The sequence below is a fragment of the Plantactinospora sp. WMMC1484 genome (assembly GCF_049315195.1).
Taxonomy (GTDB): domain Bacteria; phylum Actinomycetota; class Actinomycetes; order Mycobacteriales; family Micromonosporaceae; genus Plantactinospora.
The window spans coordinates 1,560,849-1,573,526 of the sequence record NZ_CP186055.1 but is presented as its reverse complement, the minus strand read 5'-3'; the positions used below and the strand labels follow the sequence as shown (position 1 = coordinate 1,573,526).

The following is a 12,678-nucleotide window of genomic DNA, read 5'->3' as shown; positions in this document are numbered from 1 at the left end:
GCGTGCAGGCATTGTCTGACCAGGTCGGCCTGGTGGTCGACGCCGTGAGCGCTGATGTTCTGAGGCGTGTCGGCCGACGCGGGTGAGGAGTTGGTCGAACAGGTCGACGCGGTGGGTTCGGTGGTGCTCGGCGGCGTGGTCGCGTTGGTGTTGCACACCGGCACGGCCGGAGCCGTACCGTGGACACGACCAGCCGCCGCGACAGATACCCCCGGGACGTACGGTGAGCGATCCGGTAGCCTTGCCGGACACGGGTCGCTAGCTCAATTGGCAGAGCTGAGGACTTTTAATCCTTAGGTTCGGGGTTCGAGTCCCCGGCGACCCACCAATAGCCTCTGAGCTGGGAAAACGCGAAACCGGCTGTGGCGGTACCCGAACCGTTCTCGCAGATGCCCTCCGAGCTGTGGTGGAGTGGAGCGAGACCCGAGGCGGCCGGAGGTGGATCGGGGCCGGCTCCGCACATCACCGCCAACGAAGATCGATGCCGATCCATGATCCCATCGGTCCGGTCATGCGTTTCCGCTATAGGCTCGACGGGTGGATGTGGTGGCTGCCTGTCGGGCCTTCGTGGCCGTCAGCGGCCACGGCAGCTTCACCTCCGGTGCGGCCGCCGCAGGAATCCCTCAGTCGGTGGCCAGCCGCCGCATCGCCGCCCTGGAGAGGCACTTCGGCGCCCGACTGTTCGACCGATCGGCCCGAGCGGTCCGGTTGACATCGTTCGGGCGGGACATGCTGCCGACCGCGCGGCGGCTGGTCGACCTCGCCGACGCCATGGCTGACGACGCCGAGCGGGCACGGTTGCGCCCGCTCCGGATCGCCGTGCCCGACATCTGCCCGCCGAACCGCCTGGCCGCCCTGGTGGCAGCCGGGCAGCGGCAGCGGATCCATCTGGAGGTCCGGACGGCCGGTCCGGCGGAACGCGAACGGCTCTGCCGGACCCTCGAGGTCCGCGCCGGGATCGTCGCGGTTCCGGACGGAACGGCGTCCTGGTGGGTCCCGCTCGGACTGGCCGCCCGGACCCCCTTCCCGGCGGCGACGGTGTTCCTGGAGACCCTCCGCACCGGCAGAGCCGGTGCGCAGGCACGCCGGCGGATACTGATCCAGCCCGAGGACGACGTCGCGCACCTGCGGGATCCGTTGACCCGCGCCGGCCAGTCCGTCGGTCTGGCGCCGGCTCAGGTGACGGTCACGCCGTCCCTCGTCGACGCCGCCGCGCAGGCCCTCAGCTCCCTTGACCTGTTGCTCTGCTCCCGTCAGCAGGCCGAGGATTTCGGGCTGCACTGGTGTCCCCTTGCCGGTCCCCGGCTCCTCCGCGGATACGACATCGCCGCCGGCGCACGCGAGGACCTCGAACAGCTACGGACGGCCCTCCACCAGGACATCGCGCGATGCCTGGGCGCTTCCGGCGGCCACCGGAGGCCGACCGAGGGGCGGACAACGGACAATCCTCGGACGGAGGATCCGGGGTGAGCATCTCGGCGGTGGTACGCAATGCGCGCGAACTGCTCGACGAGGCGGGGTTGCAGGGGGCGTTCCTGGTCCGCAACCTCGACACCGGCGCCGAGATCGGCTTCGATCCGGACGTCCCGTATCCGGTGGCGTCGCTGGTGAAGGTTCCGTTGGCGGTCGCCGTGCTGGAACGGGTCGCGCGCGGGGAGCTCGACCCGGCGACACCGATCGACGTCGTGCCTGGTCGGATCACCACACCCGGTCCCACCGGACTGAGCCGATTCCGGCACCCCGCGCGGGTCACCGTGGACGACCTGCTCTACCTGAGCACCTCCATCAGCGACGGGGTGGCCGCCGACGCGCTGTTCGACCTCACCCCGCCTGCCGCGGTCGCCGCCGAGCTGCGGCGACTGCACATCGACGGCATCGCCGTACGGCACAGGATCAGCGATCTCACCGACACGCCGGCGGAGCGGCTCGACCCCGACGAGGTGCACCTGGCCCACTCCCTCGCCATCGGCGCCGCGACCCCCGGGCAGGGCCACCCCGTCGCCCAACTCGACGTCGCCCGCGCCAACGCCGGGTCGGCCCGGGCCTTCGTCGACCTGCTGCACGCCCTCTGGCGGCCCTCGGTGATCCAGGAGGCCACCGCGGCACGGGTACGCGGCCTGTTGGCCGACAACCTGCTGCGGCAGCGGCTCGCACCCGATTTCACCTCCGACGCCTCCCGCTGGTCCTCCAAGACCGGCACGCTGCTGCACCTGCGGCACGAGGTGGGGGTGGTGGACCATGCCGACGGGCAGTCGTACGCGGTCGCCGCGCTCACCGCCTCCCGGGTGCCCGCCGTCGCACAGCCCGGCAGTGAGGCGACGATGGCGCATGTCGCGCGAACGCTGCACGACCATCTGCGGGCGGGCGCCCTGCCCTGGTGGGGTTAGGCCAACGGCTGCCCCGGGCTCGGCGGGTCTCCCCGCCAATCCGATCCGCATCTGGTCCGGGCCGTCCCTGCCGCCTACCCGACCGGCGCGGTCCTGCCACAGCGGCTCGGGCACAACACGGCGATCACCACCTCCGTCGCCTGTGCGATGAGGGCGTTGTCGTAGCTGGCGTCCTTCTCGTCGCGGCTGGACAGGACGGCGACGACGATCGGCGCGCGGTCCGGCGGCCAGATCACCGCGATGTCGTTGCGGGTGCCGTAGCCGCCGGCCCCGGTCTTGTCGCCGACCGCCCAGCCGTCGGGGACGCCGTCCCGGATCAGCCCGCCGCCGGTGGTGTTGCCCCGCAGCCAACCGTTGAGAATGTCGCGGTCCGCGGGTTGCAGGGCGTCGGCGACGGCGTACGCCCGCAGGTCTTCGGCCAGGGCCCGCGGGGTGCTGGTGTCCCGCTTGTCGCCGGGCGTCGCCTCGTTGAGTTCGGTTTCGTAGCGGACCGCCTCGGTGACCCTGTCACCGATCTCCCGCAGCTCCCTCTCGAACCGATGCGGTCCACCGAGGTGGCGCAAGAGCAGGTTGCCGGCCGTGTTGTCGCTGTACCGGACGGCGGCGTCGGCGAGGGCGCGCAGCGTCATGCCCTCGGCGACGTGCTGTTCGGTGATCGGTGAGTAGGTCACCAGGTCGTCCGCCGAGTACCGGACCACCCGGTCCAGCTCGGCGTCCGTGGTCTCGTCGAGGACCTCGGCGGCGGCCAACGCCTTGTACGTCGAGGCGTACGCGAACCTCTCGTCGGCGCGGTACCGCACCGTCCGACCTGTGCCGGTGTCGATCGCGTAGATCCCCAGCCGCGCGTCGAACCTGTCCTCCAGCCGTTGGAACTCGCGCTCCCGGTCGGCGGTGGCTGACGCGGCTGAGGCAGTGGCGGTCACCGCACGGTCCCGAACCCGCTCCTCCGCCGCGTCGGCGGTGCCACACCCGCTCAGCGCAACCAGTACGGACGCCCCGGCCACCGCCGCTACCAGACGTCGTGTCGGAAAAGCCATCGTCACTCCTTGTCCGTGCCGTAGCGCCGACCTCGGACAGCACCCGGTCGGGCACGATCGACCCTGCCAGGAGTCCGGAATGCTGTCGAAGACCGAAGTCGCGATGTTCATGCCGATCCGGCATGTACGCGGACGGTGAGGCACAGTGATCTTGGTCCTCCGCCTCGTGATCCGCCGGCGCCGGCCGTGGCCCATGACACCACGTCACATCGACTCATGACGTGGTTGCACTGACGGGTTTCCGTGTTCGGCGCTGTCATTGGTGACATGTCCACCACACCAGTTATCGAAGTCGAAGGACTCAACGTCACGTACGGCGACTTCCGGGCCGTGCAGGATCTCTCCTTCGAGGTGCGGCGCGGGGAGCTCTACGCGCTGCTCGGCACGAACGGGGCGGGAAAGACCTCGACCCTGGAGACCGTCGAGGGACACCGGGCGCCGACCTCCGGCACCGTACGCGTCTTCGGGCACAGCCCACGGGACCGGCAGGTGGTACGTCCCCGGATGGGTGTGATGCTCCAGGAGAGCGGATTCTCCCCCGACCTCACGGTCGCCGAGTCGGTCCGCCTGATCGGCCGGCTCACCCGCCGCACCGACCGGGTCGACCGGATACTCGATGTCGTCGACCTCACCGGCAAGGCCGCGACGAAGGTGTCCCAGCTCTCCGGCGGGGAGAAACGACGACTCGACTTCGCCACCGCCGTCTACGGCACACCAGACCTGATCTTCCTCGACGAACCCACCACCGGCCTGGACGTCCAGTCCCGCGACGGTCTCTGGACGACGGTGGAGCGGCTCCGTGAAAACGGCGCGACCGTCGTGCTCACCACCCACTATCTCGAGGAGGCGCAACAACGCGCCGACCGGATCGGGCTCATGCACCAGGGCACGCTGCGCCGGGAGGGCACGGTCTCCGAACTGACCCGCACCCTGCCGGCCGTCATCCGATTCTCGCTACCGGCACCAGCACCGGCGCTGCCGCTGCAGGCCGCCGTCGACGGCAACGGCAGGGCGGTGATCGAGACCTTCGCCCTCCAGAAGGATCTGCACCTCCTGCTCGGCTGGGCACATGAGCACGCCGTGGAACTGCGGGACCTGGAAGCCGGACCCACCCGGCTCGACGACGTCTTCCGCGCCATCAGCGGCTGACCGGCACCGCCAGCCGACTCGGCCCCGACAACCAACCTGTTTCTCCGAGAGGAAAGGTAACCGTGTTCGCCATCGCTCTCAGCGAGCTGATCCAGATCTTCCGCAACCGGCTGGTGCTGGTCACCAGCCTCGTCATGCCGGTGGGCGTCAGCGTGTTCTTCGTCCACCGACACGACGCCTTCACCGCCGTCGGCAGCCTCGGCTACATCGCCGCCATCATCGTCTTCACCGTGGCCGCCTTCGGCCTCTACGCCACGACCGTCACCACCCTGGCGTCCCGGCGGCAGAACCTCTTCCTCAAACGGCTGCGCTCCACCGCCGCCGGGGACACCGGCATCCTCACCGGCCTACTGCTGCCCGCCACCCTCCTCGCCCTGCTGCAGGTCGCCGCGATCCTGACCGCACTGGCCGTGGTCGCCGGTGAACCCGCCAACATTCTCCTGCTGGCGGCCGCAGTCCTCACCACCATGGCCATGATGATCGGCCTGGGTCTGGCCACGGCGGGGCTCACGAACTCCCCCGAACACGCCCAGGTCACCACCCTCCCTGTCACCCTCGGCGTGATCTTTATCGCCACCTGGGTGGGCATCACCGGCACCGACCACCTCACCCTGCTCAAGCGGCTGCTGCCGGGCGGCGCAGCCACCGAACTGACCATGAACGCCTGGAACGGCGGAGTCGCCGTGGCCGACTCCCTCCTCCTGCTGGCGCCCACACTCTCCTGGGTCGTCATCGCCGTCGCGCTGGCCACCCGCCTCTTCCGCTGGGAACCCCGTCGATGACCGCCGCACCACGGTCGGCCCGGCCGCCGGTCGTACGCCGGATCGCAGGCGTACACGAGGTATCGGTGCTTCGATGGTCGAGAAAGCTGTAGTGACCAGACCAGAGGATGGTTCAGGGTGCAGGATCCGAACTCGGCCGAGGTCGACGTGACCCGGGTGCTGGTGACCGGGGTACGCGGCAAGACGGGCAAACCGCTCGCGGAGCTGCTCGTGGCACGGCGCGGCGTCGAGGTGCGCGGTGGCAGCAGCGATCCGTCCACCGTCGGCATCGAGGGCGTCCGGCCCACCGCCTTTTCGTGGGACGAGCCGTCCGGGTGGGCGGCGGCGACCGACGGGGTCGACGCCATCTTCGTGGTCCGGCCGGACCGCGCGGACGCGCCGGAACTCATCGGCGCGTTGCTGGCCGGGACGTCACCCCGGACCCGCGTCGTCCTGCTGTCCGACAAGGACGGTGACTACCCGGACCCCGACCACCCGGGCTGCGCCGGCTGGGCTCCGCGCGCCGAACGCACGGTACGCGACAGCGGGCGCCCCTGGACGATCCTGCGGCCGGGTTGGTTCATGCAGGTGTTCACCGACCCGCGCTTCTACCGCGACCAGATCGTCGACACCGGGGAGCTGCCGTTTCCCAGCGGCGGCGCCACGGTCGCCTGGATCGACGCCCGGGACATCGCGGCCGTCGCCGAGCGGGCGCTGCTCGAGGACGGGCACACCGGTCGGACATACCAGATCTCCGGTCCGGAGGCGTTGTCGTTGCCGCGCACCGCGGAGTTGCTCTCGGCCGCGGCCGGCCGTCCTGTGACCCACCGCGACGTGACCATCGACGAGGCCGTGGCGGGGTCCGAGGGCTTCGCACGGGAACTCTCCACGCTGACGTTCGAGCGTGTGCGTGCCGGCAGCTTCGCGGAGGTGACCGACACCGTCGAACGCGTCACCGGGCACCCGGCGCGAACGCTGCGGACCTTTCTCTCCGATGCCGGACCGGCGTTGCGGCGGGTTGGCCGATGACAAGGCGCTCGTCACGGCGCCAAGCGGGTGTCCTGGGCACGAGGGCGATGAAGGCGCGAGCGCGGGCCCGGCGGATTCAGTGTCGGTAGGTGTCGGCGAGTTGGCCGCGGAGTTTGGTGAGGGCGCGGGTGAGGAGGCGGCTGATGTGCATTTGGGAGACGCCGATCTGTTCGGCGATCTGGGATTGGGTGAGGTTGCCGTAGAAGCGGAGGGTGAGGATTTTCTGTTCGCGTTCGTCGAGGGTGGCGAGGGCGGGGCCGAGGGCGACGCGGAGTTCGGCGAGTTCGTATTGGTTGTCGTCGCTGCCGAGGAGGTCGCCGAGTTCGGTGGTGCGTTCGCCGTCGCCGGTGGGGGTGGAGAGGGAGACGGCGTTGTAGGCGCGGGCGCCTTCGAGTCCTTCGAGGATTTCTTCTTCGGTGAGGTTGAGGTGGGTGGCGATGTCGGTGATGGTGGGTGAGCGGCCGAGGGTTTGCAGGAGGGTGCTGTTGGCTTCGCTGATGGCGAGGCGGAGTTCTTGGAGGCGGCGGGGGACGCGGATGTCCCAGGTGCGGTCGCGGAAGTGTCGTTTGAGTTCGCCGATGATGGTGGGGATGGCGTAGCCGGCGAAGTCGACGCCGCGGGTGGGGTCGTATTTGTCGATGGCTTTGATGAGGCCGACGGCGGCGGTTTGGGTGAGGTCGTCGGTGGGTTCGCCGCGTCCGCTGTAGCGGTGGGCGAGGTGGTGGGCGAGGGGGAGCCAGGCTTCGATGGCTTTGTCGCGGAGGGTGGGTCGGTCGGGGTGGTGGGTGGGTAGGGCGGTCATGGCGAGGAGGAGGTCGGTGGCGGTGTCGGTGAGTGCCGGGGTGGTGCGGGTGGTGGTGTGGATGGTGTCGGTTGTCATGGTGGTTCTCCCTGCGCTGTGGGTGGGCGGGGGATGGGTGTCTCGGGTTCGTGTTCGTCGTGTGGTGGTGGTGTGGTGGTTGGCTGTTCAGGCATCACCTTAGCCCGTTGGTATTGGCTTAGGCTAGCCGAACGGCTGATGTATAAAAGCATCTTATCTTCATCATTACGGACATAGCACCAACAGGGCGACCACCCGGCCACCGGTCGCGCCGGCCGACCAGGATTCACGGAACCCACCCGCACATCGAACCGCGGCGAGATGATTACCGGATGTGACTTGGAGGTGCTGTCAGCGCACCCCCCTCCGGATCCTCCGATCCGGTCGCCAGGGCGGGGAGGCGGCGTGATCCGGCCACGTCGGATCGTCCGACGCTGGCGCCTGGACCCGTCGGCATTACCTGGCGCCGAGCCGCGCCACGCCACCTGGCTGGAGCTCTTCTTCGATCTGATCTTCGTGCTGGCACTCGCCGCCGTGCAGGATCGGCTGACCGACGCCGTACCCGATGTCGACGAGATCCTCCGGACCGCCGGGCTCTTCGTGATCGTCTGGTGGGCCTGGCTCGGGCAGGCGTTCTACGACACCCGGTTCGACCCCGACGACCTCCGCCACCGGCTGACCGTCCTGGTCGGCATGGTAGGGGCCGGCACCATGACGGTCGGGGTGCGAGACGCCCCCGACTCCCTACTGCTGCCGATCGGCTACCTCGTGGTCCGCGGCACGCTGCTCGCCCTCTATCTCCGGGTACGCGCCATCAGCCCCACCGCGCGCGCCACCTGACCACGGTGTACCTCACCGGGTTCGGCGTGGGATGGCTGCTCTGGGCCGCCTCGCTCGGCGTACCGGCGGACTCCCGGCCGCTGCTCTGGCTGACCGGCCTCACCGTCGAACTGGTGACTCCGTGGCTGGGCCGGCGTTGGCTGACCCGCCATCCGGTGCACCCGTCGCACCTGCCCGAACGGATCGGGCAGTTCACCATCATCCTGCTCGGGGTCAGCCTCACCGACCTGATCGGTGCGATGTCGGCCCGGCCGTCGCCGGCGGTCGCTCTGGTGGCGGTCGCCGGCTTCCTCATTCCGGCCTCGCTCTGGTGGATCTACACCACCTTCCTTGACGTCGGGCTGACCGCGTCACGGCTGAGCGCCGGAATCGGCTACGCCGCCCTACACGGCGTCATCGGCTCCGCGCTGCTGCTACTCGGCTGGTGCCTGGGACAGGCGGTCCACGAGATGGAAACCGGCAGCGAGGACCTGCCCGCAATGCTGCGCCTGCTGCTGGCGGTGTCACTGGCAAGCTGGATGGTCGGCGGCCTCGTCCTGCAACGGATCGCCCTGGGCGCCATCCCGCCGGTTCGGATGCTGATGGCGGTGGTCGCCATCGGACTGCTCGCCGCCGTCGCCCTGGTGCCACCGCCGAGCGCCGTGATCCCGCTGCTCGCCCTGCTCATGATCGGCTACGCCGTCATCTCCAGCCGGCTCATCCGCCGGTTCGGTCAGGACCGGATCCAACAGAACCGGCGCGGGCGTAGCCGACGCGTGACGTAGCCGACGCGGCCGGGGCGCCGGTCGTCCGGGCCGCTGCCAAGCTGCGCGGTCAGTCCCGAAACGGGGTGACCGGGAGCCCGGCAACTCCAGGACTGGCCCGGAACAGCGCCCCGGCGGCGGGCTCCGGATCCGTCAGGCCCAGCCGCGAGGTGGTGACGTATAGGTCGCGCAGCTCCGGGCCGCCGAAGGTGCAGGCGGTGACCTGGCGGGCCGGCAGCGCTATCCGTACGTCGAGCCGGCCGTCCGGCGCGTAGCGGCGTACCTCGCCGCCGCCCCAGAGCGCGACCCACACCCCGCCCTCGGCGTCCAGCGTCAGCCCGTCCGGAGAGCCGTCCGACTCCGCGATCCGCACGAACGGCCGGCGACCGGTCAACACGGCGGTCTCCGGGTCGTAGTCGAAGACGTCGACGCGCTGGGTCGGGGTGTCGACGTAGTACGCGAGGCTGCCGTCGGGCGACCAGGCGATGCCGTTGGAGATGGTGATGTCGTCGAGTACCCGCCGGGCCTCAAGGTCGGCGTCGAGCCGGTAGAGCGCGGCGGCGCCGGGCCGGACGTCATACGCCATCGAGCCGCAGTAGAGGCGCCCGGCCGGGTCGCAGCCGCCCTCGTTCATCCGCAGGTTCGGGTCGGTCCAGAGCTCGGGCAGCCGCCGGACCGGCCGCAACTCGGCGTCGGTGAGGACGAAGCCGCGCTCGACCGCGACCAGGTATCCCTCGCTGGCCCGGGGCCGGACCACCGCCGCCACGGTGTCGACGTGATGCCGGTTGACCCGCTCCGTCCCGGGCGAGAGCGCCGGTCCTTCGCCCATCCCGGGCGAGAGCGTCAGTACGTCACCGTCGAGCATGTCCACCCACAGCAGCCGGTCCGTGCGCGGGTCCCAGACCGGCCCCTCGCCGTGCCGGCAGCACGGATCCGTCACCTGCGTCGCGTCCACCACGTCGTGCTCCTCTCGACAACCTCGATCCTGCCCCGCCACACCGCCCGACACCCTCCCGGGGTGCCACCACCCGAGGCCGGTACGGCGGACCGGGAAAGGTCACCGTGAGGTGCAGTCCGGCCGCCGCGCCGTGCACGACCGCGCGGCCGGGGTACGACGAATCCGGGCATGACGAAAGGGCCGGTCCCCGGATGATGTTCCGGGGGCCGGCCCTTGTCGGGTGTGCTGTGTCGGATCGGGTTATGCGGAGTAGCCGCGTTCGGCGGCCCAGTTGGCCAGGGCGATGGTGCTCATCCAGTACTCGGCCTGGTCCGGGTTGGCCGGGTCGGCGATCTTGACCTTGCGGCCGTGGTCGTCGTACCCGACAACGGTCAGGTAGTGCCCACCGGCGTACGAGTGCGACATCCCGTCGAGGTCGGTGCCGGTGCCCTTGATGTTCATCACGACCGGACGCTTCGCGTCGAGGGCGCGGACGATGTCGACCTGGAGCCGGTCCATCTGCTCCGGCGTGACCGTCGGGTCCGGGATCGCCACGGTCCTGTAGCCCTTACCACCGGTGGTGTTGAGTACCCGGGTGGTGTCCTCGGCCGAGTTCGTGCCGGCCTCGGTCGTGCCGAGCTTACCGGCGACCTCGTCCTGGGTCGGGGCGTGGCCCTGCGCGGTCAGCGCGATCCGGGTCGCCGCCGGAGCGCAGTAGTAGCCGTTCTCCTGCGCCTTGTACTGATAGTCCAGGACCTTCGACGGGCTGCCCTTGTCGATGTCCCGCACGTCGGTGGTGACCGCGGCCGAGGTCGGCGACATCGGCGTCGGGGTGTCCGCGGCGATCGCCGGAGCGGCGATCGCGCCACCGGCGACGGCGAGCCCGGCGATACCCAGCGCGGTCCTACGGATCGGGGTCTCGGTGATGGCGGGAAGCCATCGGCTGACGAACGTCATGATGGTCTGCCTTCCATTCCGGGGATGAGACACACCACCACACACCCCACCAAGGGTGGAGACCGGTGATGGCGTGCCGAACGAAACACAGGAACGTGTCTCCGGGGGGAGGTCAACCGCCGCCACCGCCCGCACATTCCCCCGGGCACTCGACAGCCCCGGGGTGGGGGCCTGCTGCTGCGGTCGTACGCCGGTTACAACGACCCCCGGCCCCCGGATGTTCCACCGACCCGGCCCCACCCACCACCCGATCACCACCAAGACCGGACACCCCACCACAGACCGGACGCCGCGCCCCCGACCTGGGTCAGCGCAGGGCCGCAGCCATCCGACGCACGGCCTCGGTGATCAGCTCCGGAGAGGCAGCCAGGTTGAACCGGACATATCCGGCACCTCCGGTCCCGAAGAGCGATCCGGAGACCACGGCGACCCGGCCACGCTCCAGGAACACCTCGGCCGGATCGGCCGGTCCACCGGCCGCACCCTCCGGCAGGGCCAGCTCCCGGCAGTCCAGCCAGGCGAGATAGGTGCCCTCCGGCACCCGGTACCGCACCTCCGGCAGCAGTTCCGCGAGCAGGTCACCGAGGAGGCGGCGGTTCCGGTCGAGGCCGGCCAGCACCTCGTCGAGCCACGGACCGCCGTGGCGCAGGGCGGCGGTGTGTGCGATCACGCCAAGGTGGCTGGCCCCGTCGCCGGCCACCTTCGGCATCCGGGCCAGGTCGGCTCCGGCCTCCGGCCCGGCCATCGCCACCGCGGCCTTCACCCCGGCCAGGTTCCACGCCTTGGACGCGGAGAAGAGCACGAGGCCGCGTTCACTGCCGGGCATCGAGAGGTACGGCCGGAACACCGCCCCCGGATAGACCAGCGGCGCGTGGATCTCGTCCACCACGACGCGTACGCCGTAGCGGTCGGCGAGCTCGATCACCATGGTCAGCTCGTCCGCGGTGTGTACGGTGCCGGTCGGGTTGTGCGGGCTGCACAGCAGGTAGGCGGCGGGTCGGCCGCCCGCGACCGCCTCGGCGAAGGCGCGCTCCAGGGCGTCCGGGTCGAGCCGGTACTCCGCGCTCAGCCGCGCCTCCACGATCCGCCGCTCGCCGCCCCAGACGAAGCCGAAGAAGGGCGGGTAGACCGGCGGGTTGATCACCACCGCGTCACCGGGGCCGGTGACCAGCTTCAGCATCTCGACGACCCCGAGCATCACGTCCGGCACCAGTGCACTCTGCTCGACCGGCGGCGTCCAGCCCCAGCGTTCCCGCGCGAAACCGGCGAGCGCGGCGGTGTAGTCCGTACCGTTCACCGGATAGCCGGTGTCGCCGAGCGCGACCGCCTCGGTCAGCGCCCGGGCGACCGGCTCGGCCAGCGGCACGTCCATCTCGGCGACCCAGAGCGGCAGCACGTCCGGCGGGTACCGCCGCCACTTCTCACTGGTGCGGCGGCGCAGATCGGCGAGGGAGAGCGTCTGCAAGGGGTTGACCACGCAGCCACGGTACTTGGCCGAGTCGCCGGACCGTTGGTCCACGGTCGGGGCCGTACCCACGCGGCCTGTCGAGCTGGGTGCACGAACGGGACACCTTCTCGGCACCGCACACCCGACGGCCGGCAGTCCCGGCAAGCGGGGTACCCACGTGGGGCAGCCCGACAGCGCCCGAGACGAACACCTGCCGCCAACCCGGCGACCGGACGGAGCAACGAGCGGCTACGGCATCTGCACGGGGTACGACCCGGGGCCGTACGGCATCGAACTCGGCTGCACCGGATAGGTGTCCCGCCGCTCCGTCTGGGCGAACCCGGCGGCCCGGCTGTTCACCTGCGGCCAGCCACCGGCCTCGTGAAAGAGGCGTAGCGCCGTCGCCACGACCTCGGCCAGCGACTCGTTGGCCTCGATCTCGATGGTGGCACCCGGCGTGTCGATCCGGACCTTGGTCGGGCTGACCGGCGAGTCACCCGAGGGCCTTTCCGCCGCCGGTCCCGGGGCCGTCGATGCTGCGGCCGGTACCGGCACCGCGATCGGGGACACC

General features: G+C 70.6%; 11 protein-coding genes, 1 tRNA gene and 1 pseudogene. 7 read left to right on the top strand and 6 right to left on the bottom strand.

The features are described from left to right. The first annotated feature begins 252 nt into the window (after nt 1-252). The 3 genes from ACN28C_RS06950 (at nt 253) to ACN28C_RS06940 (ending at nt 2,387) form a co-directional block, all read left to right on the top strand. Nucleotides 253-328, top strand: a tRNA-Lys gene (locus tag ACN28C_RS06950). Between the two features lie 209 nt (nt 329-537). Beyond that, entirely contained in the window at nt 538-1,470 is a 933-nt protein-coding gene (locus ACN28C_RS06945) for a LysR family transcriptional regulator (RefSeq protein WP_422772725.1), read from the top strand. Beyond that, complete coding sequence (locus ACN28C_RS06940; protein ID WP_422772724.1) at nt 1,467-2,387, top strand: serine hydrolase; 921 nt, start codon at nt 1,467-1,469, stop codon at nt 2,385-2,387. The genes ACN28C_RS06945 and ACN28C_RS06940 overlap by 4 nt, the downstream gene beginning before the upstream one ends. A 74-nt stretch (nt 2,388-2,461) precedes the next feature. Here ACN28C_RS06940 and bla read toward each other — a convergent pair whose 3' ends face one another. Next, nucleotides 2,462-3,424 carry a class A beta-lactamase gene (gene bla / locus ACN28C_RS06935; protein WP_422772723.1) on the bottom strand — a complete coding sequence of 321 codons (963 nt, stop codon included), beginning with the start codon at nt 3,422-3,424 and terminating at the stop codon, nt 2,462-2,464. Between the two features lie 267 nt (nt 3,425-3,691). On the opposite strand from bla, the gene ACN28C_RS06930 reads away from it, so the two are divergent. From ACN28C_RS06930 to ACN28C_RS06920, 3 genes are all read left to right on the top strand, one after another. Beyond that, entirely contained in the window at nt 3,692-4,573 is an 882-nt protein-coding gene (locus ACN28C_RS06930) for an ABC transporter ATP-binding protein (RefSeq protein ID WP_422772722.1), read from the top strand. Between the two features lie 62 nt (nt 4,574-4,635). Next, nucleotides 4,636-5,355 (top strand): ABC transporter permease, encoded by a 720-nt coding sequence (locus ACN28C_RS06925; RefSeq protein WP_422772721.1) that lies wholly within the window; start codon nt 4,636-4,638, stop codon nt 5,353-5,355. A 117-nt stretch (nt 5,356-5,472) separates the two neighbouring features. Then, nucleotides 5,473-6,363, top strand: a complete 891-nt coding sequence (locus ACN28C_RS06920) for an NAD(P)H-binding protein (protein ID WP_422772720.1) — start codon at nt 5,473-5,475, stop codon at nt 6,361-6,363. Between the two features lie 76 nt (nt 6,364-6,439). Here the strand turns inward: ACN28C_RS06920 and ACN28C_RS06915 are convergent, their stop codons facing one another. Continuing rightward, nucleotides 6,440-7,243 carry a SigB/SigF/SigG family RNA polymerase sigma factor gene (locus tag ACN28C_RS06915; RefSeq protein WP_422772719.1) on the bottom strand — a complete coding sequence of 268 codons (804 nt, stop codon included), beginning with the start codon at nt 7,241-7,243 and terminating at the stop codon, nt 6,440-6,442. Nucleotides 7,244-7,504: 261 nt separating this feature from the next. Here ACN28C_RS06915 and ACN28C_RS06910 point away from each other — a divergent pair. Continuing rightward, a pseudogene (locus ACN28C_RS06910) lies at nt 7,505-8,787 on the top strand (low temperature requirement protein A). Nucleotides 8,788-8,836: 49 nt separating this feature from the next. On the opposite strand, the gene ACN28C_RS06905 reads toward ACN28C_RS06910, so the two are convergent. The 4 genes from ACN28C_RS06905 to ACN28C_RS06890 all read right to left on the bottom strand — a co-directional run bounded on the left by ACN28C_RS06905 (nt 8,837) and on the right by ACN28C_RS06890 (nt 12,677). Continuing rightward, nucleotides 8,837-9,724, bottom strand: coding sequence for an SMP-30/gluconolactonase/LRE family protein (locus tag ACN28C_RS06905; protein WP_422772718.1), 888 nt, complete (start codon nt 9,722-9,724; stop codon nt 8,837-8,839). 240 nt (nt 9,725-9,964) lie between these two features. Further along, a complete protein-coding gene (locus ACN28C_RS06900) occupies nt 9,965-10,660 on the bottom strand; it encodes a C39 family peptidase (RefSeq protein ID WP_422772717.1) in 696 nt (231 codons plus the stop codon). A 307-nt stretch (nt 10,661-10,967) separates the two neighbouring features. Then, the gene (locus ACN28C_RS06895) at nt 10,968-12,137 is read right to left on the bottom strand and encodes a MalY/PatB family protein (protein WP_422772716.1); all 1,170 of its coding nucleotides are present in this window, start codon (nt 12,135-12,137) and stop codon (nt 10,968-10,970) included. 219 nt (nt 12,138-12,356) lie between these two features. Further along, nucleotides 12,357-12,677, bottom strand: a complete 321-nt coding sequence (locus ACN28C_RS06890) for a hypothetical protein (RefSeq protein ID WP_422772715.1) — start codon at nt 12,675-12,677, stop codon at nt 12,357-12,359. Nucleotide 12,678 lies beyond the last annotated feature (1 nt).

Bases quoted from the DNA above. Each gene is read 5' to 3' on its own strand.
- bla (WP_422772723.1), bottom strand. From the start codon at position 3,424: ATGGCTTTTCCGACACGACGTCTGGTAGCGGCGGTGGCCGGGGCGTCC.
- ACN28C_RS06930 (WP_422772722.1), top strand. From the start codon at position 3,692: ATGTCCACCACACCAGTTATCGAAGTCGAAGGACTCAACGTCACGTAC.
- ACN28C_RS06915 (WP_422772719.1), bottom strand. From the start codon at position 7,243: ATGACAACCGACACCATCCACACCACCACCCGCACCACCCCGGCACTC.
- ACN28C_RS06900 (WP_422772717.1), bottom strand. From the start codon at position 10,660: ATGACGTTCGTCAGCCGATGGCTTCCCGCCATCACCGAGACCCCGATC.